23 protein-coding genes are annotated in these 23,005 nt (G+C 74.3%); 11 read left to right on the top strand and 12 right to left on the bottom strand.

The features are described 5' to 3' along the window. Nucleotides 1–20: 20 nt before the first annotated feature. On the bottom strand, nucleotides 21–1,151 hold the full coding sequence (locus ACQP2P_RS28590) for an FAD-dependent oxidoreductase (RefSeq protein WP_433605893.1): 1,131 nt from the start codon (nucleotides 1,149–1,151) through the stop codon (nucleotides 21–23). A gap of 132 nt (nucleotides 1,152–1,283) precedes the next feature. Here ACQP2P_RS28590 and ACQP2P_RS28585 point away from each other — a divergent pair, with 132 nt between their 5' ends. Both ACQP2P_RS28585 and ACQP2P_RS28580 read left to right on the top strand, forming a co-directional pair. After that, nucleotides 1,284–1,640 (top strand): VOC family protein, encoded by a 357-nt coding sequence (locus ACQP2P_RS28585; RefSeq protein ID WP_433605891.1) that lies wholly within the window; start codon nucleotides 1,284–1,286, stop codon nucleotides 1,638–1,640. A gap of 94 nt (nucleotides 1,641–1,734) precedes the next feature. Further along, nucleotides 1,735–4,089: an ATP-binding cassette domain-containing protein gene (locus tag ACQP2P_RS28580; protein ID WP_433605889.1), complete on the top strand. Its 2,355-nt coding sequence runs from the start codon at nucleotides 1,735–1,737 to the stop codon at nucleotides 4,087–4,089. Nucleotides 4,090–4,107: 18 nt separating this feature from the next. On the opposite strand, the gene ACQP2P_RS28575 is transcribed toward ACQP2P_RS28580, so the two are convergent. Next, nucleotides 4,108–5,001 carry a Dyp-type peroxidase gene (locus tag ACQP2P_RS28575; protein ID WP_433605887.1) on the bottom strand — a complete coding sequence of 298 codons (894 nt, stop codon included), beginning with the start codon at nucleotides 4,999–5,001 and terminating at the stop codon, nucleotides 4,108–4,110. A gap of 107 nt (nucleotides 5,002–5,108) precedes the next feature. On the opposite strand from ACQP2P_RS28575, the gene ACQP2P_RS28570 reads away from it, so the two are divergent. Continuing rightward, nucleotides 5,109–6,077, top strand: coding sequence for an aldo/keto reductase (locus ACQP2P_RS28570; RefSeq protein ID WP_433605885.1), 969 nt, complete (start codon nucleotides 5,109–5,111; stop codon nucleotides 6,075–6,077). A gap of 6 nt (nucleotides 6,078–6,083) precedes the next feature. Here the strand turns inward: ACQP2P_RS28570 and ACQP2P_RS28565 are convergent, their stop codons facing one another. Both ACQP2P_RS28565 and ACQP2P_RS28560 read right to left on the bottom strand, forming a co-directional pair. Further along, nucleotides 6,084–7,205: a serine hydrolase domain-containing protein gene (locus ACQP2P_RS28565; protein WP_433605883.1), complete on the bottom strand. Its 1,122-nt coding sequence runs from the start codon at nucleotides 7,203–7,205 to the stop codon at nucleotides 6,084–6,086. 94 nt (nucleotides 7,206–7,299) lie between these two features. Then, nucleotides 7,300–7,854, bottom strand: coding sequence for a TetR/AcrR family transcriptional regulator (locus tag ACQP2P_RS28560; RefSeq protein ID WP_433605881.1), 555 nt, complete (start codon nucleotides 7,852–7,854; stop codon nucleotides 7,300–7,302). An 86-nt stretch (nucleotides 7,855–7,940) separates the two neighbouring features. On the opposite strand from ACQP2P_RS28560, the gene ACQP2P_RS28555 reads away from it, so the two are divergent. Together ACQP2P_RS28555 and ACQP2P_RS28550 are read left to right on the top strand one after the other, a co-directional pair. Next, nucleotides 7,941–8,333, top strand: coding sequence for an SDR family NAD(P)-dependent oxidoreductase (locus ACQP2P_RS28555; RefSeq protein ID WP_433605879.1), 393 nt, complete (start codon nucleotides 7,941–7,943; stop codon nucleotides 8,331–8,333). Beyond that, a complete protein-coding gene (locus ACQP2P_RS28550) occupies nucleotides 8,330–8,626 on the top strand; it encodes a hypothetical protein (protein ID WP_433605877.1) in 297 nt (98 codons plus the stop codon). The genes ACQP2P_RS28555 and ACQP2P_RS28550 overlap by 4 nt, the downstream gene beginning before the upstream one ends. Here ACQP2P_RS28550 and ACQP2P_RS28545 read toward each other — a convergent pair. Then, nucleotides 8,568–9,050 (bottom strand): nuclear transport factor 2 family protein, encoded by a 483-nt coding sequence (locus ACQP2P_RS28545; protein WP_433605875.1) that lies wholly within the window; start codon nucleotides 9,048–9,050, stop codon nucleotides 8,568–8,570. The genes ACQP2P_RS28550 and ACQP2P_RS28545 overlap by 59 nt on opposite strands. After that, entirely contained in the window at nucleotides 9,037–9,903 is an 867-nt protein-coding gene (locus tag ACQP2P_RS28540) for a TIGR03619 family F420-dependent LLM class oxidoreductase (RefSeq protein WP_433605873.1), read from the bottom strand. Before ACQP2P_RS28540 ends, ACQP2P_RS28545 begins: the two co-directional genes overlap by 14 nt. 117 nt (nucleotides 9,904–10,020) lie before the next feature. On the opposite strand from ACQP2P_RS28540, the gene ACQP2P_RS28535 reads away from it, so the two are divergent. Continuing rightward, the gene (locus tag ACQP2P_RS28535; RefSeq protein WP_433605871.1) at nucleotides 10,021–11,334 is read left to right on the top strand and encodes a ferredoxin reductase family protein; all 1,314 of its coding nucleotides are present in this window, start codon (nucleotides 10,021–10,023) and stop codon (nucleotides 11,332–11,334) included. A 101-nt stretch (nucleotides 11,335–11,435) separates the two neighbouring features. Here ACQP2P_RS28535 and ACQP2P_RS28530 read toward each other — a convergent pair whose 3' ends face one another. From ACQP2P_RS28530 to ACQP2P_RS28515, 4 genes are all read right to left on the bottom strand, one after another. Next, nucleotides 11,436–12,521 carry an erythromycin esterase family protein gene (locus ACQP2P_RS28530; protein WP_433605869.1) on the bottom strand — a complete coding sequence of 362 codons (1,086 nt, stop codon included), beginning with the start codon at nucleotides 12,519–12,521 and terminating at the stop codon, nucleotides 11,436–11,438. 102 nt (nucleotides 12,522–12,623) lie between these two features. Continuing rightward, entirely contained in the window at nucleotides 12,624–13,856 is a 1,233-nt protein-coding gene (locus ACQP2P_RS28525) for an acetyl-CoA hydrolase/transferase family protein (protein ID WP_433605867.1), read from the bottom strand. A 12-nt stretch (nucleotides 13,857–13,868) separates the two neighbouring features. Further along, a complete protein-coding gene (locus ACQP2P_RS28520; RefSeq protein WP_433605865.1) occupies nucleotides 13,869–14,183 on the bottom strand; it encodes an HPF/RaiA family ribosome-associated protein in 315 nt (104 codons plus the stop codon). A 191-nt stretch (nucleotides 14,184–14,374) separates the two neighbouring features. Continuing rightward, entirely contained in the window at nucleotides 14,375–14,884 is a 510-nt protein-coding gene (locus ACQP2P_RS28515; protein ID WP_433605864.1) for a DUF2231 domain-containing protein, read from the bottom strand. Nucleotides 14,885–15,056: 172 nt separating this feature from the next. On the opposite strand from ACQP2P_RS28515, the gene ACQP2P_RS28510 reads away from it, so the two are divergent. Next, nucleotides 15,057–15,824, top strand: a complete 768-nt coding sequence (locus ACQP2P_RS28510) for a hypothetical protein (protein ID WP_433605862.1) — start codon at nucleotides 15,057–15,059, stop codon at nucleotides 15,822–15,824. Between the two features lie 10 nt (nucleotides 15,825–15,834). On the opposite strand, the gene ACQP2P_RS28505 is transcribed toward ACQP2P_RS28510, so the two are convergent. Further along, complete coding sequence (locus ACQP2P_RS28505; RefSeq protein ID WP_433605860.1) at nucleotides 15,835–16,290, bottom strand: hypothetical protein; 456 nt, start codon at nucleotides 16,288–16,290, stop codon at nucleotides 15,835–15,837. 110 nt (nucleotides 16,291–16,400) lie between these two features. Between ACQP2P_RS28505 and ACQP2P_RS28500 the strand changes: the two genes are divergently transcribed. The 4 genes from ACQP2P_RS28500 to ACQP2P_RS28485 are packed head-to-tail and all read left to right on the top strand — an operon-like array spanning nucleotide 16,401 to nucleotide 20,264. After that, entirely contained in the window at nucleotides 16,401–17,495 is a 1,095-nt protein-coding gene (locus tag ACQP2P_RS28500; RefSeq protein WP_433605858.1) for a sensor histidine kinase, read from the top strand. Further along, nucleotides 17,480–18,136, top strand: coding sequence for a response regulator transcription factor (locus ACQP2P_RS28495; protein ID WP_433605856.1), 657 nt, complete (start codon nucleotides 17,480–17,482; stop codon nucleotides 18,134–18,136). Before ACQP2P_RS28500 ends, ACQP2P_RS28495 begins: the two co-directional genes overlap by 16 nt. Before the next feature lie 29 nt (nucleotides 18,137–18,165). Beyond that, nucleotides 18,166–18,786 (top strand): ABC transporter ATP-binding protein, encoded by a 621-nt coding sequence (locus tag ACQP2P_RS28490; protein ID WP_433619306.1) that lies wholly within the window; start codon nucleotides 18,166–18,168, stop codon nucleotides 18,784–18,786. Beyond that, a complete protein-coding gene (locus ACQP2P_RS28485; protein WP_433605854.1) occupies nucleotides 18,783–20,264 on the top strand; it encodes a DUF6297 family protein in 1,482 nt (493 codons plus the stop codon). The genes ACQP2P_RS28490 and ACQP2P_RS28485 overlap by 4 nt, the downstream gene beginning before the upstream one ends. 109 nt (nucleotides 20,265–20,373) lie before the next feature. Here ACQP2P_RS28485 and ACQP2P_RS28480 read toward each other — a convergent pair whose 3' ends face one another. Further along, a complete protein-coding gene (locus ACQP2P_RS28480; protein WP_433605852.1) occupies nucleotides 20,374–22,932 on the bottom strand; it encodes a GmrSD restriction endonuclease domain-containing protein in 2,559 nt (852 codons plus the stop codon). Nucleotides 22,933–23,005: the final 73 nt, after the last annotated feature.

Below are 23,005 nucleotides of genomic sequence, written 5' to 3'. Positions count from 1 at the left end.
CGTGGCACGAAGTGCCCGACTTATCGCGCCCCGGAGAGCAGGGAGACCAGGTTCTCGGCCGCGTCGGCGCCCAGCAGCACGGCGTTGTTGACCGCGCCCTCCGTCCCCGCCGCCGCGCTTCGCGGGAACATCGCCTCCTCATACGACGTGAGCGCGGCCTCCACGTCGCCGGGAGAAGCCGCGATGGCCAAGCCGAGCTCGGCGCCGTCCTGCATCGCCAGGTTCGCGCCCTCGCCGTTCGGCGGCTGCAGGTGCGCGGCATCGCCGAGCAGGGTCACGCCCGGCACGCGGTTCCAGCGCAGGTCGGTCGGCAGCGCGTAGTGGGGCCGCAGGACCGGGGGCGTGTCGCTGTGCGTGATCAGGGCGGTCAGCGAAGGGGCCCAGCCCTCGACTTCCCGCGCGATCCGGGCCGTGGCCGCGGCCGGGGAGCCGAAGTCGATGGCCGTGAACCACTCCAGGGGCCGGGACAGCCAGAGGTACGCGTGCAGGTTCCCGTCGGCCTCCCGATGGACCAGGAACAGTTTGCCGCTCGCGCGCGTGTCGAAGGCGAACAGCGCACCGCCGCCGACGGCTCGGGCGGCCGCCGGGTGGCGGCGGTCGGCGTCGAACAGGAAGGTCTCGATCGCGGCGGTGCCGCCGTACGCGGCAGTGGCGTCCGTGAGCAGGGGACGGACCCGCGACCAGGCCCCGTCGGCGCCGACGAGCACGTCGGTGACGACGGACGCGCCGTCCGCGAAGGTCAGCTCGTAGGAGCCGCGACCGCGTACGGCGGTGACCTTGTGGCCCCAGCGGACGGTCCCGGGCGGCAGCGAGTCGAGCAGCATCCGGCGCAGCGCCGCGCGGGGGACCTCGGGGCTGTCGCCGGAGCCGTCGTCGGGCTTGTCGAACAGCACGGTGCCGTCGCGGTCGACGACCCGGTAGGCCTCGCGGCCGGGCAGGACGATCCGGCGGAACTGCGCCGTCAGGCCGGCGGCGGCCAGGGCCGGCTGGCCGTTGTACTCATGGATGTCGAGCAGCCCGCCCTGGGCCCGGTCCGCAGGCGAGCGCTCGGCCTCGTACACGGTGGACGGGATGCCGTGCACGTGCAGGACACGGGCCAGGACGAGGCCGCCGAGTCCGGCACCGACGATCGTGACTGAAGGGTTCGTCATGCCGGGAGCCTGCGCGGGCCCGCCGACACGGGAGCGACACGGCGCCGACACGGCATCGTTCGTGGGACCCCGGCACGACTTCGATCAGGAATCGAGAAGTGCGGGCCGAGGGGCGCACCTAGGCTCGAACGCATGACGAACATCGAGAACCTGGGCATCAAGACCGTGCTGCACCCCGTCTCCGACCTCGGCAAGGCCAAGGCCGTCTACACCGCACTGCTGGGCCTCGAGCCGCAGCACGACTCCGCGTACTACGTCGGCTACGACGTCGCCGGGCAGCACATCGGGCTCGTGCCCAACCGTGGCCCGCAGGGCGAGACGGCGCCGGTGGCCTACTGGCACGTCTCGGACATCACGGGGAAGATCACCGAGATCACCTCGGCCGGCGGCACCGTCAAGGAGGCCGCGCACGACGTGGGCAACGGGCGCCTGGTGGCCACCGTTCTCGACGCCGACGGCAACGTCCTCGGTCTGCTGCAGGACCAGTGAGCGCTCCCGGCCCCCGCTCCCGCGCGCGGCGCCAGACCGGCGCGCGGGAGCGGTGAGGAGCATGAACGGCCGCCGGACTTCGTAGGGAGACGACATGGGCAGGCACGCCGCTGACCGCCACGACCTGATCCGCGTGACGGGCGCGCGCGAGAACAATCTCAAGGACGTCAGCATCGAGCTGCCCAAGCGCCGGTTGACGGTGTTCACGGGCGTCTCCGGCTCGGGCAAGAGCTCGCTGGTGTTCAGCACGATCGCGGCCGAGTCGCAGCGGCTGATCAACGAGACGTACAGCTCGTTCGTGCAGGGCTTCATGCCCGCCCTGGCCCGGCCCGAGGTCGACCGGCTGGAGGGGCTGACCACCGCCCTCGTCGTGGACCAGCAGCGGCTCGGCACCGATCCGCGCTCCACGGTCGGCACGGCCACCGACGCCAACGCGATGCTGCGGATCCTCTTCAGCCGGCTCGGGCAGCCGCACATCGGCGGCCCGAACGCGTTCTCGTTCAACGTCCCGTCGGTGCGGGCGAGCGGCGCCATCACCGTCGAGCGCGGCAACCGCTCGACGGTCCGGGCCACCTTCGAGCGCCTCGGCGGCATGTGCCCGCGGTGCGAGGGCCGCGGCTCGGTCACCGAGCTCGACCTGACCCAGCTCTACGACGCGGACAAGTCGCTGGCCGAGGGTGCGATCACGGTGCCCGGCTACAGCATGGACGGCTGGTACGGCCGGATCTTCCTCGGCTGCGGCTTCTTCGACCCGGACAGGCCCATCAAGCAGTTCACCAAGCGCGAGCTGGCCGACTTCCTGCACAAGGAGCCGACCAGGATCAAGGTCGACGGGGTCAACCTGACCTACGAAGGCCTCATCCCGAAGCTTCAGAAGTCCATGCTGGCCAAGGACGTCGACGCCCTCCAGCCGCACGTGCGCGCCTTCGTCGAGCGGGCGGTCGCGTTCCGGACCTGCCCGGAGTGCGACGGCACCCGCCTGGCCGGGCCGGCCCGCACCGCGAAGGTCCGGGGCATCAGCATCGCCGACGCGTGCGCGATGCAGATCAGCGACCTGGCCGAGTGGGTCCGCGGGCTGGACGAGCCGTCGGTGGCGCCGGTGCTGGAGGGGCTGCGCCACGCGCTGGACGGGTTCGTGCGCATCGGTCTGGGGTACCTCTGCCTGGACCGCCCCGCCGCAACGCTCTCGGGCGGCGAGGCCCAGCGGGTCAAGCTGGTCCGGCACCTCGGCTCGCCGCTGACCGACGTGACGTACGTCTTCGACGAGCCCACCGTCGGCCTGCACCCGCACGACATCGCGCGCATGCACGAGCTGCTGCTGCAGCTGCGCGACAACGGCAACACGGTGCTCGTCATCGAGCACAAGCCGGAGACGATCGCGATCGCCGACCACGTCGTCGACCTCGGCCCGGGCGCCGGCAGCGCGGGCGGCCAGGTCATGTTCGCGGGCACCGTGGCGCAGCTGCGCGAGAGCGACACGGTCACCGGGCGGCACCTCGCCGACCGGGTCGCGCTCAAGGACGCGGTCCGCAAGCCGACGGGGATGCTGGAGATCCGCGGCGCGAACGCGAACAACCTGCGCGACGTGGACGTCGACGTCCCGCTCGGCGTGCTGACCGTGATCACCGGTGTCGCCGGCTCCGGCAAGAGCTCGCTCATGCACGCCTCGGTCCCGCCGGGGGCCGGGGTCGTGGCGGTGGACCAGGGGACCATCAAGGGCTCGCGGCGCAGCAACCCGGCGACGTACACGGGGCTGCTCGAGCCCATCCGCAAGGCGTTCGCGAAGGCCAACGGCGTCAAGCCGGCCCTGTTCAGCGCGAACTCCGAGGGCGCCTGCCCGACCTGCAACGGCGCCGGGGTCGTCTACACCGACCTCGGCATGATGGCGGGCGTCTCCTCCGTGTGCGACGAGTGCGACGGCAAGCGCTTCGAGGCGTCGGTGCTGCGGTACAAGCTGGGCGGGTACGACATCAGCGAGGTGCTCGCCATGCCGGTCACCGAGGCCGGGGCGTTCTTCGCCGACGGCGAGGCCAGGCTGCCCGCCGCGCACGCGATCCTGGCGCGCCTGGCCGATGTCGGCCTGGGCTACCTCGGCATCGGCCAGCCCCTGGCGACCCTCTCCGGCGGCGAGCGCCAGCGGCTGAAGCTGGCCACGCACATGGCCGGCAAGGGCGGCGTGTACGTCCTCGACGAGCCGACCAGCGGCCTGCACCTCGCCGACGTGGAGCAGCTGCTCGGCCTGCTGGACCGGCTGGTCGACGCCGGCAAGTCGGTCATCGTGATCGAGCACCACCAGGCGGTCATGGCCCACGCCGACTGGATCATCGACCTCGGCCCCGGCGCCGGCCACGACGGCGGCCGCGTGGTGTTCGAGGGCACACCGGCACAGCTGGTCGCGGCCCGCTCGACGGTGACCGGCGAGCACCTGGCGCGGTACGTGGCCCGCTGACACGGCACCGGCCGCGGCCTACTCCTGCTGCTGCAGCAGGTAGGTCGTGGCCGGGGCGAAGAACAGCGAGCCGGTGACCGGGGTCGAGAAGTCCAGGATGCGGTCGTGCGGGTCGTCGAGGAACATGCGCTCCAGCATGTGCTCGATGATCGACGGGGTGCGGGAGTAGCCGATGAAGTAGGTGCCGAACTCGCCCCGGCCCGCGGAGCCGAAGGGCATGTTGTCGCGCAGGATCTTCGGGCCGATGTCGGTGCGCGCGACGTGTGAGTCGGGCGGCTTGCCGGCCAGCTCCACATTGGACAGTTTGTGGCGGCCCATCGCGCGCTCCTGCTCCTCGACCGGCAGCGCGTTCCAGGCCTCGAGGTCGTGCAGGTACTTCTGCACGATCACGTAGCTGCCGCCCGCGAAGACCGGGTCCTCCTCGCCGACGAGCACGGCGTCGCGGGCCGCCGCGCCGGTCGGGTTCTCGGTGCCGTCCACGAAGCCGAGCAGGTCGCGCACGTCGAGGTACTTGAAGCCGTACACCTCGTCCTGCATCGTGGTCGCCGGGCGCATGCGCCGCATGATCTCGGCGCCGAGCGCGAAGCACAGGTCCAGGCGCTGGGCGCGGATGTGGAAGAGCAGATCCCCGGGTGTACCGACGGCCTGGTGCGCGGGTCCGTAGAGGTTCCGGAACGGGTGCAGGTCGGCGGGGCGCGGGCCGGCGAAGAGCCGGTCCCACGCGTTCGAGCCGATGCCGGCGACGCAGCTGAGGCGGCCCTGCGGCGCGTTGAACCCGAGGGCGCGCTGCAGCGCCGGCAGGTCGGCGAGCAGGTCCCGGGCCGTGGACTCCCCGCCCGGGTCGAGGGTGACCACGAGAAACAGGGCGGTGCGGGTCAGCGGGCTCAGCACGGCCTGCGGCTCGATGCGCACGATCGCGGGGACTACCCCGCTCGCCCGCGACTATGCGCGGCCGGGGTCCGCTCCACCGCCGTCTCCCCCTTGACCTGGAGCGCGCTCCAGGTGCCAGGGTCTTGCGCATGACGCAGACTCGGCAGTCCCCGCTCGTGCTCGGGGCGATGATGTTCGGTACCGCCGTCGACGAGGACACGTCGTTCGCGCTGCTCGACCGGTTCGTCGAGCGCGGCGGCGCCTGGATCGACACGGCCGACTGCTACGCGTTCTGGGCCGCCGGCGACGGCCGGGGCGGCGCCAGCGAGCGCGTGCTCGGGCGGTGGCTCGCGGCCCGGCCCGGCGTGCGGGAACGGGTGCGGATCGCCACCAAGCTCGGGGCCGAGCCCCTCGAACCCGGTTCGTGGCCGGCCCGCCGGGAGGGGTTGAGCGCGGCGGCGGTACGGCACGCCTTCGCCGGAAGCCTCGACCGCCTCGGCATCGACCGCGTCGACCTGCTCTGGCTGCACCAGGAGGACCGTTCGGTGCCGATCGAGGAGACCGTCGACGCCCTCGCCGGGCTCGCCGCGGACCGGTTCGGGGTGTCCAACCACCCCGCGTGGCTCGTCGAGCGCGGCCGCGCCCACGCGCTGCGGTCCGGGGCCAGGCCGTTCGACGCCCTGCAGCTCAACGCCACCTACCTGCGGCCCCGCCCCGGCACGCTCCCGCCCGGCGTCGAGCACCGCTTCGGCGTGCTCAGCGACGAGCAGGCCGACTACGCCGCCGAGCACGGGATGGCCGTGTGGGCGTACACGCCGCTGCTCTCCGGCGCCTACGACAACCCGGCGAAGGCGATCCCGCCGGTGTACGACCACCCGGGCAACGCGGCCCGCCTGCGGGTGCTCGACGCCGTCGCCGCCGAGACCGGGGCCGCGCGCGGGCAGGTGGTGCTGGCGTGGCTACTGCGCCGGGGCCTGCGCCCGATGCTCGGCGGCAGCAAGCCGCACCAGCTCGACACCGCGCTGGACGGCGTCGAGCTGGAGCTGAGCGACGAGCAGATGGAGCGGCTCAGCGCGGCGGACCGGTTCGCGTGGGCGAGCCCTTACGCCGAGCGCTGAGCGGCCTCAGCACAGGGCCGCGTCGACGCTGCCCGTCACGTCCTTGACCATGTCGAGCGACGTCGGCAGCCCGGTGACGGCGACGACGGCGCCGCGGCCGTCCGTGGTCACGAGGTTGCGCGTCTCGAAGCCCTGGATGTCGCCGCCGTGGCCCCAGGCGACGCCGCCGCAGGGCAGCTCGTGGCGGGCGATGCCCAGGCCGTACGACCAATGCTGCGTCGGCTCGAAGTCCGCCGCGGGGACGGTCGTCAGCATGGCCTGCTGCTGGGCCGGTCGCAGCAGCCGGCCGGCGACGAGCGCCTCGAAGAACGCCCGCAGGTCCGACGGCGTCGAGACGAGCTGGCCCGCGGACCACCCGAGCGACGGGTCCATCTCGGTGACGTCGACCCACGGGGCGCCCGGCGCGACGGCGACGTAGCCCTGCGGGTGGCGGCCCCGCAGCCGCTGCTCGCCGACGCCCGGCCAGTACGTGTCGCGCAGGCGCAGCGGCTCGATGACGCGCCGCGTGATCTCTTCGCCGATGGGCCGCTGGGTCACCCGTTCGGCGATGAGCCCGGCGAGGACGTAGTTGGTGTTGCTGTACTCCCACTTCGCCCCGGGCGCGAAGCTCGGCGGCTTCGTGAGCGCCGCGTCCACGAGCCGCCGCGGCTCGAAGTACGCGTGGCTGAGCGCGACCAGATCGTCGGGCCGGGCGAACAGCACGTCGTCGTAGTCGGGCAGCCCGCTCGTCTGCTGCAGCAGCTGGTGCACCGTGATGCGGGACCCGTCGTTGCCGTTGCCGTGCACGATCCCGGGCAGGTAGTGCTCGACGCTCTGCTCCAGCTCGATCTTGCCCTCCCCGACGAGCTGCAGCACGACGACGGCCGTGAACGTCTTGGTGTTGCTGCCGATGCGCACCTGCCCGTTGACCGGCACCTTGTCGCCGGCGGTGGCGTCGCGGACGCGGCCGTCGCGGCCGCGCACGGAGGCGAGCGCGCCCGGGAAGCCGTCGTCGCGCACGAGGTGTTCGAGCTGTGTCCGGACGCCGTCGCGCCCCGGGTCGGCGAGCGCGGGCGGCACGGCCACGACCCCGGCCGCGAGGACGGCCGAGACCCCGGCCGCGACGAGAACACGTGTATTCGTTGGCATGCATCGAACGCTATGAGCGCCACGGCCCCGGGGCGATGCAGCCCACTGGCCGATCGTGGTAGCGCAGGCTGTACCTCGGTGATTCCCGCCGCGCCTACCGGGCGGCGCGGAGGCCGGCCAGCAGGATGTCGAGGTAGCGGTCCGCGGCGCCCGCGTCGGTGCCCGCGTCGACCGCGTGCTGCACGCCGCAGATCAGCCGCCGCACGTCGTCGGCGTCGACGTCGGGGCGGATCACGCCCTCGGCCCGGGCCCGTGCCAGGACCGTCGTCACCGCGGCGCCGAGCCGGGCGTGCAGGTCCGTCGTCGCGTCCAGGCAGGCGGGCTGGGCCGAGGCCAGCACGAGCGCCAGCGTCGGGTCGTCGCGCAGCAGCCGCAGCGCGTCGCGCAGCAGGGTCGCGAAGCCGGTGGCCGGCTCGGGGTCGGCCGCGGCCGCCTCGGCGTCGGTGACGAGCGCCCCGAGGCTCTGCGCCGCGAGGGCCTCCAGCAGCGCCTGGCGGCTCGCGAAGTGCCGGTATGCGGTGCCGACGCCCACGCCGGCGTCCTTGGCGATGGCGTTCATGGGCAGGTCCAGGTCGCCGGCGCGCACGCGTTCCCGGGCGGCCGCGAGCATCTGGGCCCGAACCCGGGCGGAGTCGGCGCGGAGCGTCACAGCTAGAGGATAACTCATCCGTTCTGTGCTACGGTCGGGCCATCAGCGGATAGATTATCCGTTCTGGGAAGGGGACCGTCATGGACATGGCCGGGCGTACCGTCATCGTGACCGGGGCCAGCAGCGGGCTCGGGCAGGCCGTCGGGCGCGAGCTCGAACGGCGCGGCGCGCACGTCATCGCGGCCGTGCGCACGCCGGCCCGGGCGGCCGGGTTCGACGCGCGGGTGCTGGACCTCAACGACCTCGACTCCGTGCGCGCGTTCGCGGCGGGCGTCGGGGAGCCGGTCGACGTGCTCGTGAACAACGCGGGCATCGGCAACCGGCCGCGGGAGCTGAGCGCGCAGGGCTTCGAGAGCACGTTCGCCACCAACTTCCTCGGCCACTTCGCGCTGACCGGCCTGCTGCTCGACCGGATGCGCGACGACGGCCGGGCGCGGATCGTGCACGTGGGCCCAGCCGCGCCGGGCGGGCGTTCATGAGCGTGCTGCAGGCGGCCGTCGGCCGGCCCGCCGACCGCGCGGCGATCCCGATCCTCTACGCGGCCACCGACCCGGCCGCGCGCCCGGGCGACTTCATCGGCCCGCGCCTGCGCAAGTGGGACGACCGCGTGCACGCCGGCGCGATCGCCCCGCACGCGGCCGACCCGGCCCTCGCCGCGCGCCTGTGGGCCGTCGCGGAGGACGCCACCGGCGTGCGGTTCGCCCTGGACGGCACTACAGCGCCTCTCGCAGCAGGTCCCGCGCCTCGGCGCCGCCGTCCAGCTGCCGGTTGACCCGGCGGGTGCACCGCCACCCCTCGGCGGTCCGCACGAACTCCCACCGGTTGACGCCGGTGCGCCAGGTGCGGAACGTGTCCGTCGCCTCGTCGCGCAGCACCAGCTGTGAGTAGGCGATGGCGACGGCCCGATCGCCGTCGACGCGCAGGTGCGGCAGGCCCTGCAGGTGGGCGGCGCCGGCCTGGATCAGCCCCTGGTGCGGCTCGCCGGTCACCATGCCGGCGATCGCCGCCCGGCCGTGCAGCGGCGCCGGGTCCACGTCGTAGACGCCGTCGTCGGTCCACAGCCCGGCGGCCGGCTCCGGGGAGCCGCTGTCCACCGCGGGTCCGTAGGTGGCCAGCAGCTGCATGAGCGCCAGCCGGTCCTCGAGCTCACGGACCCGGCGCTGCAGGTCGGCGAGCACCTCGTCACGCTGCGGCATCGAAGGCCTCCGGGAAGAGTCGGCGCAGCGCCTCGAGCTGCTCGACGCAGTGCTCCACGCTTCGGTGACGCAGGACGATGTTCAGCATCGTGGCGCCGGCCGCGTGGAACTCCTCGACGTGCCGCCGCGCCTCGCCGGGCTCGGCGATCGGGTCCAGCGGCGGCGGGTTGAGGATCACCTCGAAGCCCTCCGGCCGCTCGGCGGCGGCCAGCATCGCCCCGATCCGCTCCGGCGGCAGGCCGAACGGCACCCAGGCGTCGCCGAGCTCGGCGGCCCGGCGCAGCGAGCGCGGGGTGTACCCGCCGATCCACAGCGGCACCCGGGTCCGCGGCGCGTGCGGGTCGACGAGGAGGTCCCGGAACGCGTAGTGGGTGCCCTCGTACTCGGGCACCGCCCGGCCCCACGCGGCCCGGATGGCCGCGATCGCGTCGTCGGCCGCGGCGCCCCGCCCGTCGAAGTCGGCCCCCAGCAGCGCGAACTCCTCCGCGAGGCTGCCGACGCCGAGGCCGAGGACGACCCGCCCGCCGCTGAGCAGGTCGAGGGTGCCGTACCGCTTCGCGATGGCCAGCGGGTGGTGGTAGCCGAGCACGAGCACGTGGGTGGCCAGCCGGATGCGAGTCGTGTGCGCCGCGAGGAAGCCCAGGGTCGCGAGGGGGTCCCAGTAGGTGCCGCCGGCCCGCGCGGCGATGCGCACCGGCACGCCGACGTGCTCGCTGCAGGTCAGGTGGTGGTACCCGAGCCGGTCCGCCGCCACCGCGACCCGGACCAGCTCGGCCGGGCCCGCACCGGCCTCCCAGGGGCTGGACTGCCCGGGCGGCCGGAAGACGACGGGGCTGAGGATGCCGAACCGCATGCCGTAGGCTACCAAGCGCTTGCTTGATTCGGAACAGTGGATAACGCTTTTCCGCGATCCGAGGGTTAGTTCACAAACGCTATGGCGAAAACCCCGGCATTCGTACCGTCAATCGCCGTGCGCACCACGGCGAAGCTGATCGCGGCCGCCAGCCTGGCCGCCGTCACCTGGCTGTGGCTCACGGGCCTGGCGACGTCGGCGCCCGGGCTCGCGGCCGCCGGGCGCCTCGCCGCGCTGTGGTCGACGGACCTGCTCCTGCTGCAGGTGCTGCTCATCGCGCGGATCCCCTGGGTCGAGCGGGCGTTCGGCCGCGACACGCTCGGCGCCTGGCACCGCTGGACCGGCTCGGCCTCGTTCGTGCTGCTGCTCGCGCACGCCGGGCTCGCGCTCGCCGCCTCCGCCCGGCGCGCGGGCACCGATCCGCTGCACCAGCTGGGGACGCTGCTGAGCGTGTACCGGGGCATGTGGCCGGCGCTGCTGGGCCTGCTCGCGCTCGTGCTCGTGACGGCGACCTCGCTGCGGCCGGTCCGGCGCCGGATGCGGTACGAGACCTGGCACCTGCTGCACCTGTACGCGTACGCCGGCATCGCCCTCGCCGTCCCGCACGAGCTGTGGCTGGGCAGCGACTTCGCCTCCCCGGCGGCGCGGGCGTTCTGGTGGGCCATGTACGCGGCCGCGGCCGGCTCCACCGTGGTCTTCCGCCTCGGCCTGCCGGTCTGGCGCACGCTGCGGCACCGGCTCACCGTCGACCGCGTCGTCGAGGAGGCGCCGGGGCTGGTCTCCGTGTACCTGCGCGGCCGCCGCCTGGACCGGCTGCCGGCGCGCGCGGGGCAGTACTTCGTCTGGCGGTTCCTGGACGGCCACGGGGCACTGCTGGGCAAGCCGTTCTCGCTGTCGGGGCCGCCGGGCCGCGACCGGCTGCGCATCACCGTGAAGACCGTCGGCGCGGGCACGGCCCGGGTGGCCCGGCTGCGACCGGGCACCCGGGTCGTCATCGAGGGCCCGTACGGCCGGATGACCGCCGGCACCTACTCGGGCGGCCCGGTGACCATGTTCGCCTGCGGCATCGGGGTCACGCCGCTGCTGGCCCTGCTGTGGGACCTGCCCTACGGCCATGGCAAGGCGACACTGGTGTACCGCACCCGCCACCCCCACGACGTGGCCTTCCTGCCCGAGCTGGAGTGGCTCGCCCGCGACCGCGGCGTCCGGCTGGTCCCGCTCGTCGGCCCGCGCGCCTCGGCCGGCTCCTGGCTCCCCGTCGGCTACGCCGACTACGACGACCTGGCCGCCCTGCGCTCGCTGGCCCCCGACCTCGCCGAGCACGACGTGTACGTGTGCGGCCCCGACCCGTGGACCGACGCGGTCCTGCGCGCCGCCCGCCGCGTCGGCGTCCCCGCCCCGCGCCTGCACCGCGAGCGCTTCGCCTGGTGAGCCGGGCCGGCCCGCGCCGCCCCGGCGGTCGCTCACCGGCCCGGCACCAGCTCGCCGGCCGTCGCGCCGGTCTCCGGGATGCGCCGGTGCGGGGGCACGACTCAGCCGGGGACGTGCAGGACGGCGTCGACGCCGGCGACGGTGTCCGCGTCCAGCGGGAAGTAGCCCATCTGGGGTGTGATGTCGGTGCGGGTGCGCGCGGCCGGGACCTCGCAGGCCGGGGTCAGGCCCGGGCGCAGCCGCCCCTCGTAGGTGTCCGGATCGGGCGCGCCGAGGCCCTTGACCGCGCTGGTGCCGAGGCTGCCGGCGATGACCTGGTACCGGGCGCCCAGCAGCGGCGCGACGATCGACCCGGCGCCGCTCCAGCTCAGCTCCAGCTCGCCGATCGTCCAGCGGCTCGGGCCGCGGCGCAGGTGGAGGTTGTGACCGTAGAGCAGCGCCGGGGTGTCCCGCAGGTCGAGGATGTTCTCGGCGATGAGCACGTCGCGCACGGCCATCAGCCGCGACACCCGCACGCTGTGGTCGAGCCCGGGGATCGAGCAGGCGCGGTGGTACCGCAGCAGCTGCATCCCGCCCGTCAGCTGCGTCCGGGCCCGGCGCCACGCCGCGGTGGACGTGGCCGCGATCAGCGACGGCGCCCGCATGTGCAGCTCGGTCCACATCTGCTCGGCGATCGTGCGCAGCTCGGCGGCCTCGGGGCCGGAGCCGGGCGACTGCGCCGGATCGAGCACGGCCTCGGTCCGCGACCACCGCTCGTCGTCGCCGGCGAGCCGGTCGAGATCCAGGTCCAGACCCAGATAGCCGCGGGCGTGCTCGAGGTGGCCCCGCGGGCTCGGCGCGCTCATGTTCTCGGTGGGCGCGTCGAAGCCCTGCAGCGAGAGCCGCTCGTGCGGCGGCCGTGCCGCGTTGTGCTCCCGCATCCACACGACCAGCTCGCGGTTGGCCGCCAGCCGGCCCCACCCGTGCGAGAAGCCGTCGCGCAGCACCGTGTCGAGGTCCCCGACGCCGTCGCGCACGTAGTCGTCGACGAGCATCGCCGCGACCCGGTCGATCTCGAGCGCGATGGTGCGGAAGCCCCGGCCGGCGAGCTCGGCGAACAGCTCGTTGCGCCGGCGGGGGACGGCGTCCTCGAGGTGCGTCGGCTCACCGAACGCCAGCAGCTCGCAGGACTCAGGTACGAAGGTCATGCACATGGATCGTAACGCTGGAACAGCGGTTGAAACTTCGCCGGAAATCCGCCGCCCGGCCTCGCCGTCAACCCTCAAACGGCGTGGCCACCCCTCGCCGGTTCAGCGCAGCGGCAGGCCGAGCCGGCGGCCCGCGTCGAGCAGCGAGTCGTGCACGGCCGGGTGGGCGGCGTGGTCGAGGATCTCCTGCGCCTGCTCCACCGAGTCGCGGCCCCAGATCCGCGCCGTACCCCGCTCCGTGACGATGTAGCTGTGCTGGAACGAGGTCACCGGGCCCGACAGCAGCGGCACGACGGCGGACACGTCCGCCTTCGGGTGCCAGGAGCGCAGCGCGATGATCGCGTGCCCGCCGGGGGAGTGCATCGCCCCGACGACGAAGTCGGTCTGGCCGCCGAAGCCCGAGTGCGTGCGGCTGCCCACCCGGCTCGCGTTGGCCTGGGCGAACAGGTCCACCTGCAGGGCGCTGTTGACGCTCATGAGGCCCGGGTGCGCGGCGATCGCCGCCGGGTCGTTGGTCTTCTCGGTGCGCAGCATCCGCACCCGGGGGTTGTGGTCGACCCAGTCGTAGAGCTCCTCGGAGCCGAAGCAGAACGACGCCGTCACCGGCGCCTCGGGATCGAGCGCGCCGGCCTTGTCCAGGGTCAGGGCGCCGTCGGTGAACATCTCCGACCAGATGCGCAGCCCGCGCCGGCCCAGCAGCGCCTCCAGGGTGGCGTCGGGGATGGCGCCGATGCCCAGCTGCAGGGTCGCCCGCGGCGGTACCAGGGAAGCCACCCGGTCGCCGATGGTCCGGGACGTGTCGTCCGGAGCCGCGGGAGCGTGCGTGGCCAGCGGCTCTTCGGCCTCCACGAGGTAGTCGACCGCCTCGACGGGCAGCTGGGCGTCGCCGTAGGTGACCGGCATGCCCGGATTCGCCTGCGCCACGACGATGCCACCACGGGCGCGGCAGGCCTCGACGGCGGCGGGCAGGACATTGACCTCGACGCCGAGGCTCACCGCCCCGCCCGCCGGCGGCGACGTGTGCAGCAGCACCACGTCGGGCACCAGGTGCTGGCGCAGCAGGTCGGGGACGAGCGAGAGGCGGCAGGGCAGGTACCGCAGCCGCGGCCCGCCGCGCATCCCCGGCCCGACGAACGACGTCTCGTGCACGACGCCGTCGCGGTCGGGGATGCCCGGCTGGGCGTTGAGCATGACGAGCCGGAACTCGGCGATGCTCGCGTCGGCGACGGCGAGCAGCCGGTGCGGCGCGGCGAAGTTGCCGCTGGCGACGATTCGCGGCACACCCGGCAGTGCGCCGAGGAGGTGGCCGAGCTCGGACTCGGTGACGGTTCGCATCGGGGAGCTCCTTCAGCGGGCCGGGCGCCGGCGGTCCAGCCGGGCCTGCAGGCGGTCCTGCAGCCGGTCCAGCGCCTCGTACGGCGCGTCGCCGTGCGCCTCGGCGTGCAGGACCCGGCCGTTGACGTCGATCTCCGCGCGGGCGGTCACCGGCCGGACCGCGGCCGGGTTGCCGGTCCGGTCGAGCCGGACGCGGGCGAACAGCACCGGCCGGGCCGTGTGGCCGAGCACCGCGGCGACCTTCTCCCGGGCGTAGCGCTGCACCTGCGGCTCCATGCCCGGCTGCAGCTGCACGCCGATCTCGACCTCGTCATGGGTGCGGGACATCGTCGTCGTCCTTCCGCCGTCGGCGCCGGGCGGATGTTTCCGCCCGAGATCATGTGATCGCCTTGGCGGGGGATGTATCCAGGGGCCAACGGCCCGCGGCGGCGGGGACGTCGGCCCCTGGGCGGGCGGCGGGGAACGGACGACGCTTGGGCCATGGGACGGGCCACCCCGCAGCGCCTGAAGTTTCGCGGTCAGTTGTGCCCGCGGCCGTTGTCCTGGGAGCTGAAGTTGCCGGTCCAGGCGGCCTTGGCGCCGGAGTCGCCGATGCGGTACATCCCGTAGACCCCGGCCGCGCCCGCGACCAGCGCGAGCACCGCCACCACGTTCGTCACCGCGCTCGACAGCGGAGCCAGGTAGGTCCGGCGCCCGGCGGCCGCCCGCGCCTCCCGGCCGCGCCACCACACGACGAGCGCCAGGAGTGCGATCGGGACGGCGTACAGGATCGCGGTGTCGCCCAGCTCGGCGTGCGCGCGCACCAGCTCGCCGCTGGGCACCCGGCGCTCCAGCCACTCGCCCGCGTCGGTGGTCAACGGCACGAGCAGCACGACCAGCACGGCCAGGACGGCGTTCGGGCCGGCCAGGCGGTGCCGGGCGGCCGGCCATACCGCGGTCAGCACGAGCAGCAGCGCCGACAGCGGCAGGAGCACGACGATGGCATGGACGAGCAGAATGTGCGCGGGCAGGCCGTTGAAGGTGGTCATGGAGTCCTCACCGGGAGCCGGATGATCTGTCCGGCCCAGACTAGGAACGCGATTCTTAGCGTTCTCTGTGTGCGCCTCGCCCGCCTTCATGCATGTGCACCCCTGCCGGTCGATGCGGACCCGAGCCCGGTTAAGCTCCGCGCCTGAGGGTGGCGTACCGGACTGGAGAAGGATGACCGAAGTCCCCGTGCTCTACAGCCCCTGGTACGTCCTCGGCGTCTTCCTCGCCAACGGCACCGGGTGCGTGCTGACCGTCTTCTGCCTGGTGCGCATGACCGACGAGCGCCGCTCGACGGCCAACCGGGCGGTGCTGGTCGTCGGCGCCGCCTGGGGCCTGATCGAGACCGCCCGCGACGACGCCCTGTTCGTCCTCGCCACCGCCATCCACCTGCGCGACGGCCAGGTGCGGTTCTTCCTGGCCCCCGGGCTGGCGCTGACCGTCGGCACCGTCCTCATCAGCATTGTCGTGCTGGGAGTCGCCGCGGCCTGGCCCCGGCCACTGTGGACGGTCGCCGCCGGGGTGACCGTCGGGCTGCTCACGTCCGCGATGATCGTGCAGTCGATGCTGTCGGGCCGGTCCGGCTACGTCACGTCGATCAACGCGCCCGCCGCGGTGGCCATCGCGGCCGGGCTGACGGCGGCCATCGCGGCGGCGGTCTCCCTGGCGACCGGCGCGACCCGGCGCTGGCGGATGGCGGCGCCGATCATGGTGGTGGCGCTGGCCATGACCGTCGCGCAGTACCTGATGGCGGGCCAGGTGACCATCGATCTCACCGCGACCGTCGACGACGCGGCCGGCGCGTCGCCGCTCACGCTCATCTTCATCACGGTCGCGGCGTTCGGCGTGCGGGTGATCGCCCTCACGTTGCTCAGCCTCACCGACGAGGGCCGGGTCGAGCAGGCCTCCGAGGTGTACGAGGGGGTCCGCCGGACCCGCTGAGCACCGGCCGCTAGTGCGGCCCGCCGGTGGCGCCCGCGATCGCGATCGCCGTGAGCAGGCGCTGCCGGCGGCGGGTCAGCACGGCGAAGCACGCGCTCAGCACGACCAGGTCGAGCTCGGCCCAGTCGCCGGTGACCTCGACCCGCAGCGGCCGCCCGGGCCAGCCGGCCCGCACCTCGATGCGGGCGTCGCCGCGGGTCAGCGTGCCCGAGTGCCGGCCCAGGCGCCAGCGGACCGCGTCGCCGCCGGGGCCCGGCACGCGGGCGCCGGCCGGGTGCAGGGTCGCCACCGGGCGGCCGCCGGCGCGGGCCACCACGCCGAGGCGGCGGCGGTCGGTGGGCTCGAGCTCGAAGTCGCCCGCGTCCGTGTGCAGGGCGCCGTGGCGCATCGAGCCGCGGGTGCGCAGCGTCGCGGTCCGGAAGGCGTGGACCCCGCCCCGGCTCGCCACCGTGTGGGCGGTCGTCATGGCCCCGACGGTAGAAAACCTGGACCGGGCGGCGCATCGGCCGGGCGGGACCCGCGGTTACGACTTTGGTCGGTGGTACGGCGGCCGTGTCTGCGCCTAGTCTGACCGCCGTGAGCACGACTGGTCCGCTGCGGGTCGCGGCGACCGTGATCGCCGTCGCGATCGGGGGCCTGACCGCGGCCGGCCTCGTGCCCTCGCACGGCCCGCTCGACATCGCGGTCGCCGTCGTTGCCGTCACGGGGGCGGTCGCGGCGCTGTTCAGCCCCGTCGGTGCGGGCCTGGCGCTCGGCGCGCTGGCGGCCCTCTCGCCGGTGGCGACGCCGGCCGCGACGTTCGCGGCGCTCAACGCGGCCCGGCGCCGCCCCCTGCGAGGCGCCGTGGCCGTGGCGGCGGCCGGGATCGCCGGGCACGCGGTGCAGGGCCGCTGGCGGCCCTACCCGGGCCTGTTCTACGGGTGGTGGCTGCTGCTCATGGCCGCCGCCTACGCCGCGCTGCTCGGCTGGGGAGTCTGGGCCCAGGCCCGCCACCAGCTGCTGATCTCGCTGCGCGAGCGGGCGCGGCGGGCCGAGGCCGAGCAGGGCCGGCGCGTGCTCGAGGCGCGGCTGGCCGAGCGCACGCTGGTCGCGCGGGAGATGCACGACGTGCTCGCCCACCGGCTGTCGCTGCTGGCGATGTACGCGGGGGCCCTGGAGTACCGCCCGGACGCCCCGCCGCAGCGCCTGGCCGAGGCCGCGGGCGTGATCCGGCTGGGCGTGCACCAGGCCCTCGACGAGCTGCGGGAGGTGATCGCCGTGCTGCGCCACGAGGACACCGGCGTCGTGCGCTCGCTGCCGGACGTGCCGCGCCTCGTGGAGGAGGCGGTCGCGGCCGGGCAGAGCGTCCACCTGCGCGACGAGTCCGGAGACCCCGAGCTGGCGCCGGTGGCGGGGCGCACCGCGTTCCGGGTCGTGCAGGAGGCGCTCACGAACGCGCGCAAGCACGCGGCCGGCCAGCCGGTCACCGTCGAGCTGCGCGCCGAGGGCGGGATGCTCGTCGTCGACGTGCGCAACCCGGTCGGCGAGGACCTGCCGGACCTGTCCGGCTCCGGGGTCGGGCTGGTCGGGCTCACCGAGCGGGTCGGGCTCGCCGGCGGCACCCTCGAGCACGCCGTGACCGCGACGGGCGAGTTCCGGCTGCGAGCGGAGCTGCCGTGCCGGACGGTCTAGTGCGCGTGCTCGTGGCCGACGACGATCCATTGGTACGGTCGGCGCTCACGATGATGCTCGACGGCGCACCCGGCATCGAGGTCGTCGCGGCGGTGACCGACGGCGACGAGGTGCCCGCCGCGCTCGACCGGCACGCGGCCGGCGTGGTGCTCATGGACCTGCGCATGCCCCGGGTCGACGGCATCCAGGCGACGCGCCGCGCCCGGGCGCGCCCGCAGCCGCCCGAGGTCGTCGTGCTCACCACGTTCGACACCGACGAGCACGTGGTGCGGGCGCTGCGGGCCGGGGCGAGCGGATTCCTGCTCAAGGACACCCCGCCCGAGCGGATCGTCGAGGCGATCCGGCGCGTGGCGGCGGGCGACCCGATCCTGTCCCCGGCCGTCACCCGGCGGCTCATGGCCCGGGTCGCCGCCGACGCGGCCGCGTTCGAGCGGGCGCGCGGGCAGCTGGGGGCGGTGAGCCCGCGCGAGCGGGACGTGGCCGTGGGCGTCGCGCGGGGGCTGACCAACGCGGAGATCGCGGCGGAGCTGACCATGAGCGTGGCGACGGTGAAGGCGCACCTGACGCACATCATGACCAAGCTCGGCGTGGACAACCGCACCCAGGTCGCGATGCTCGTCCACGACGCCGGGCTGGTCTGAGCGAGGTCTATGCTCGGCCGGTGCTGACGATGGACCGGCTCAAGGTCGGGTACGGGGACCGCGTCGTCATCGAGGAGCTGACCCTCGCGATCGAGGCGGGCGAGGGCGTGGCCCTGCGCGGCCCGAACGGCATCGGCAAGTCGACGGTGCTGCGGTGCGTCGCCGGGCTGCTCGAGCCGGCCGAGGGCGAGGTCCGCGTCGGCGGCCAGCGCGTCGACGAGCGCGAAGCCGGCTTCCGCAGGGCCGTCGCCGCCCTCCTCGAGCCGCCCGCCTGGTATCCGGGGCTGTCGGCGCGGGAGCACCTGACGCTGGTACGGATGGCCAACGCCCCGATCGCCGAGGACTGGTTCGCCGACGGGGAGCTCGCGGCCCGGCTCGGGGTGGACGGGTTCGCCGACGCCTCGCCCGGCAGCCTGTCGTCCGGCCAGCGGCAGCGGCTCGCGCTCGCGATGGTGTTCGACCGCCCGAGCCGCCTGCCGCTGCTCGACGAGCCCGAGCGCCACCTCGACCAGCAGGGGCGGGCGACGGTCGCGGCGCTGATCGACGAATACCTGGGCCGGGGCGGGGCCGCGCTGCTCGCCTCGCACGACCCGACGGTCACGGCCGGCTGCGAGATCATCGAGCTCGGCCTCGACTGGGCCGACGAGTGAACGTCCGCCGCTGGATCCGCAAGCGGCAGCGGGCCGCCGGCGACGCCTCCGACCGGTTCGAGACCATCTACACGCTCGTGCTGCTCGCGGCGATGGTCGGGTACATGATCTGGGCCCAGGTCCGGTCCGTCCTCGGCGGGGAGACGACCGCCCCGGCCGGCGTCCGCGAGGGCGTGGTGCTCGCCGCCGGGCTCGCCTGGGCCGCGGCGCTGCTGGCCGTGACCGCCGCGCTCGGCCCGCTGTCGACCTCGGCGCCCGCCCTGCAGTGGCTGTTCACCGCCCCGCTGGACCGCCGCCCGCTGCTCGTCCCGGCGGCCGCGCAGGTCCTCGGCCTCGGCCTGCTCGCCGGGCTGGCCCAGGGCCTGCTCACCCTGACGCTGTCGACGACCGGGGCCGGCGCCGTGCTCGTCGCCGCGATCGCCGGCGGGGTGCTCGTCACCGGGGCCGCGGCCGTCGTGCAGTCCGTGAGCCGCCGCCCGGCCCGCCGGCTCACCGCCGCCGCCACGGTCCTCGCGATCGTCGCCGCCGCCGTCGGGGTTCTCTCCGCCGCCGGCACCCCGGTCACCGCCGTCGCCGCGACCGGCCCGTGGGGCTGGCCGCTGCTCGCCGGTCGGCACGCCTGGGTCGCGGCCCTCGTCGGCGCCGCCGCACTCATGGTTCCCTTCCTGCTCTGGTACCGCCTGCGCTCCTACACCCTCGCCAACCTCGCCGACGCCGCCCAGAGCAGCGGCGCCGCCACCGCCGTGTTCGTGACCCTGGACCCGGGCCTGGCCGCGCGCGCCGCCGAGGAACGCCGCTGGCGCGGCCGCCGGCTCGGCCCCGACCACCTCCCGCGCCTGACCGGCAGGCTCGCCGCCACCGCCCAGGACGCGCTGCTGCTGGCCCGCTCGCCGGTGCGCGTCCTGCTGGCCCTGGCCCTCACCGCCGTGCCCGTCCTCGCGACCGGCCTGCCCGTGTCCCGCTGGGTGATCGCCGCCGCGTGGCTGCTCGCCGGTGTGGCCGCGGCCGCCTCGGCGACCGCGAACGCCCGCCGCGACCGCGACGACCCGGCCCTGGCCCGGCTGCTCGGCCTCACCGACGGCCGGCTCTTCACCGGCCGCGTCGCCGTGCCCGTGGCGCTGTGCACCGTCTGGTCCACGATCGCCCTCACCGCCGTGGGCGCCCAGGCCCACGCCGGCGGCCTGGGCGTGTGGGCGCTGCTCGGCGCGTGCGCGGGCCCGGGCCTGGCCGCGGGCGCCCTGCGCTCGGCGCGGCGCCGCCAGGTCCGCCACGACATCGCCCCGCTGGTGTCACCCGCCGGCACGATGCCCACGGGCCTGCTGGTCTGGCTGGCGGGCGGGGTGGACGTGGCGGTGCTGGCGCTGTGGCCGGCCCTGTTCGCGATCGTGACCCGGCACCCGCAGACCGCCCTGGCGAACCAGATCATCTTCTCCGCGGGCGCACTGGGCGCGATGGTCGTCGCCGCCCGCCGCGCCTGACCCTCACCGTAGGCCCGGCGCGCCGGCAGACGCGGATCGCTCGCGGACGTCTGCCGGCGCTGCCCGGGATGCGCGCTCCCGGCTCGGCGCGCCGCGGTGGTGCGGCTGCTCAGCTCACGCCGGGCGAGCCTGTGTGCGCCGCCGGGGCCGGGACGGACGCCGAGTGGAACCACTCGAGCCGCTCGACCAGCAGGTCCAGGGTGCCCGGCTCGACGAGGATCTCGAGCGGGAAGCTCGGCCGCAGCTCGATCTTGGCGGCGGGGATGGCGATGCCCGGCACCGTGCTGAGCCGGGCGCGGAACTCCTCCCGCAGCGTAGCGTCGTCGAACGGCGCCCGGGTGCGCAGGTGCTGGAAGACGACCTCGACCGAGCCGGTGGGGTAGACGGTCAGCGGCCAGATGCTGCCCTGCGGATCCTCGTGGCCGCGGGCCATGAGAAAGCAGGACGTCACGGTCGGGGCGGTTCCGTACTGCAGCTGCCCGCCGAGACCCGTCCACCGGTCCAGGAGCTGGAGCGTGGCCTTCGCGACGCCGTGGCCCTGGGAGTCGATCAGCTGCTCGACGAACCGGTCGCGCAGCTGCGGGTCCTGACCAGGGTGGGGGTCCGGGATCGGGTCGGGAAGCGCGTCGCCGTCGAGCCCGACGAGCCGGGCCAGCTCGTCGACCGTGAGCCGCTGGGCCGGGTTGGCCCGCCCGCGCTGGTCGAACTCGACGCCCTCGGCCCGCAGCAGGTCGCTCGGGTCGTCGCTGCGCTCGGGATCGGTCCATTGGAAGTTCGGCGAGACGGTTCCCTCCACCTGCAACACCCGGTGCGCGTTCGGGGCCGGCGCGCTCCCGAGCCGGGCACCGACCGCGACGGCGTGGCTGCCGATCAGGGCGGCGAGGTCGCCGTAAGTCGTCCAGGAGCCGGCCGGGAGTTCCGCGAGGGCCTGGTTCAGCAGGCTCCATCTCGCGCCGATCGAGGTGTCGGCACCGGCGTCGGTCGGTCCTGGCCAGATCGTGGCGACCCGCTCGGCGAGCGCCGCGGCCCGACTCAGGATCTCCGGGCGGCCCCACCGCTCCCGCTGGGCGATCTCCTGGTTCATGGACACGCCGCTGGTCGCCAGCTTCGGTCGCTTGTGCTCGAACGGCTTGTTGCTCAGCGACGCGTTGTAGCCGGTCAGCGTCAGGTTGCCGATCGTGTGCACGAGACCGGCGTGCACCTGCCGCGCCTCCTCGCCGGGCTTGAGGTCCGCGGCCAGCGCGGTCTTCCAGTGGCTCGTGACGCTCTGCGGCATGACGTGCTCGATGGTCAGCGTGGAAAGGTCCACCGGCTCCTTGTTGCCGTAGGACTCCTCGAGCCACCGCAGGACGAGCGCACGCTGGTTCGGCCGGCCGTTGAGGTAGAACGGGAGCATCTCGACGGCCGAGCGCACCTCCGCGTCGCTTGCATAGTACTTGCGGCCCGTGGAGAGGTACTGCCGAACCGCCTCGTCGACGGGCTGGTCCTGGCGCATCTCGGTGACGACGCTGAGCAGGATGCGATTGACGTTCGCGGTCGCCCGGCCGATGAGCAGCCGGCGGACGAAGAAGCTCTCGACGTACAGCATCGCGGTGGCGACCTGCTCGGACGTGGCGGCTCCCTGGGCGCGCCGATCGAGCAGATGCAGCAGCAGCGGGTACACGGTCGTCGTGCCCCAGGCGTTCAGGCGCTGCAACCGCAGCCGGACGCCCGGGTCGGCCTCGTCCTTCGGCTCGAGGATGAGCTTGAGCAGGTTGCCCAGCCGCGCGAGCCGCGCGACCTCGGCCTCGATGCCCTGCTCGGTCTGCACCCGGTCGAGCCGCGTCTGCTGCGCGGTGTACGTGTCGCTCTGCTTGACCCGGGGCTCGACCTGCACCAGGTCGAGCCAGAACAGCAGCTCGAGGTGCTTGACCGGCAGCAGCCGTTGCAACGGCAGCCACAGCGACGCGTACACCGCCTCGCCGCGCGTCGGCAGGCGCATGAACAGGTAGTTGCGCAGCAGGTCGGCCTGGCTCAGATCCAGGCCCGTGTTGTTGAGCGACTCGAAGATCCGGTGCGCGTTGTCCCCTCGCTGCGTGGTGACCGATACGAGCGCGAGACCGGAGATGACGGCCTCCTCGATGCGCTCGATGTCGGAGGGGTCCTCCGGATCGTCGGCGGCGACGAGCTGCTTCCTGAAGAAGCGGTACGCCTCGCCGATCGGATCGCCGCCACCGGCCTGGGGCGACGAGTCCAGGCAGGCGAGGTACGCGGGCCGGTCGGCCTGCGTCGGCAGCAGCTTGAGACGCTGCGGTTCCGGCCTCCACTTGTTGATCAGATATTGCTGGTTGATGCGGTCGTGGTGCTCGGCGTGCTCGGTCGCCGCGCGGTGGTCCCGCAGCGCGCACAGGAGGATCGAGAGCGTGGTCAGGCGCTGCTGACCGTCGACGATGAGGTACTCGGCGACGCCGGCAGGCCCGTTGGACGGGCTGGGAGCCAGCACCAGCGAGCCGATGAAGTGGGTGGCGCCGGGCGTCTCGGCGCGGTCCTCGACGAGCTTGGCGAGGTCGTCCCACAGGCGCTGGAGCTGACCGACCTTCCAGGAGTACGTCCGCTGGTACAGCGGAACCTGGTACTGCTTGGAGCCCTCCAGGAGCTCCTGCAGCGTCGTCTCACGCGCGGCAACCAACGTATGCCTCCAGCCCTGAGGTGCGGGTCCTGGCCGGCCGATCGGCGGTCGCGATCGGCGAGCCGACCGACGG

Origin of the sequence: Dactylosporangium sp. CA-139114 (assembly GCF_050955725.1) — a bacterium.
Classification (GTDB): domain Bacteria; phylum Actinomycetota; class Actinomycetes; order Mycobacteriales; family Micromonosporaceae; genus Dactylosporangium.
The sequence above is the reverse complement of the archived record's forward strand: the minus strand, read 5'-3'. Positions and strand labels throughout refer to the sequence as shown.

Bases quoted from the DNA above. Each gene is read 5' to 3' on its own strand.
- ACQP2P_RS28590 (WP_433605893.1), bottom strand. From the start codon at position 1,151: ATGACGAACCCTTCAGTCACGATCGTCGGTGCCGGACTCGGCGGCCTC.
- ACQP2P_RS28585 (WP_433605891.1), top strand. From the start codon at position 1,284: ATGACGAACATCGAGAACCTGGGCATCAAGACCGTGCTGCACCCCGTC.
- ACQP2P_RS28580 (WP_433605889.1), top strand. From the start codon at position 1,735: ATGGGCAGGCACGCCGCTGACCGCCACGACCTGATCCGCGTGACGGGC.
- ACQP2P_RS28570 (WP_433605885.1), top strand. From the start codon at position 5,109: ATGACGCAGACTCGGCAGTCCCCGCTCGTGCTCGGGGCGATGATGTTC.
- ACQP2P_RS28565 (WP_433605883.1), bottom strand. From the start codon at position 7,205: ATGCCAACGAATACACGTGTTCTCGTCGCGGCCGGGGTCTCGGCCGTC.
- ACQP2P_RS28555 (WP_433605879.1), top strand. From the start codon at position 7,941: ATGGCCGGGCGTACCGTCATCGTGACCGGGGCCAGCAGCGGGCTCGGG.
- ACQP2P_RS28550 (WP_433605877.1), top strand. From the start codon at position 8,330: ATGAGCGTGCTGCAGGCGGCCGTCGGCCGGCCCGCCGACCGCGCGGCG.
- ACQP2P_RS28545 (WP_433605875.1), bottom strand. From the start codon at position 9,050: ATGCCGCAGCGTGACGAGGTGCTCGCCGACCTGCAGCGCCGGGTCCGT.
- ACQP2P_RS28540 (WP_433605873.1), bottom strand. From the start codon at position 9,903: ATGCGGTTCGGCATCCTCAGCCCCGTCGTCTTCCGGCCGCCCGGGCAG.
- ACQP2P_RS28530 (WP_433605869.1), bottom strand. From the start codon at position 12,521: ATGACCTTCGTACCTGAGTCCTGCGAGCTGCTGGCGTTCGGTGAGCCG.
- ACQP2P_RS28525 (WP_433605867.1), bottom strand. From the start codon at position 13,856: ATGCGAACCGTCACCGAGTCCGAGCTCGGCCACCTCCTCGGCGCACTG.
- ACQP2P_RS28520 (WP_433605865.1), bottom strand. From the start codon at position 14,183: ATGTCCCGCACCCATGACGAGGTCGAGATCGGCGTGCAGCTGCAGCCG.
- ACQP2P_RS28515 (WP_433605864.1), bottom strand. From the start codon at position 14,884: ATGACCACCTTCAACGGCCTGCCCGCGCACATTCTGCTCGTCCATGCC.
- ACQP2P_RS28510 (WP_433605862.1), top strand. From the start codon at position 15,057: ATGACCGAAGTCCCCGTGCTCTACAGCCCCTGGTACGTCCTCGGCGTC.
- ACQP2P_RS28505 (WP_433605860.1), bottom strand. From the start codon at position 16,290: ATGACGACCGCCCACACGGTGGCGAGCCGGGGCGGGGTCCACGCCTTC.
- ACQP2P_RS28490 (WP_433619306.1), top strand. From the start codon at position 18,166: ATGGACCGGCTCAAGGTCGGGTACGGGGACCGCGTCGTCATCGAGGAG.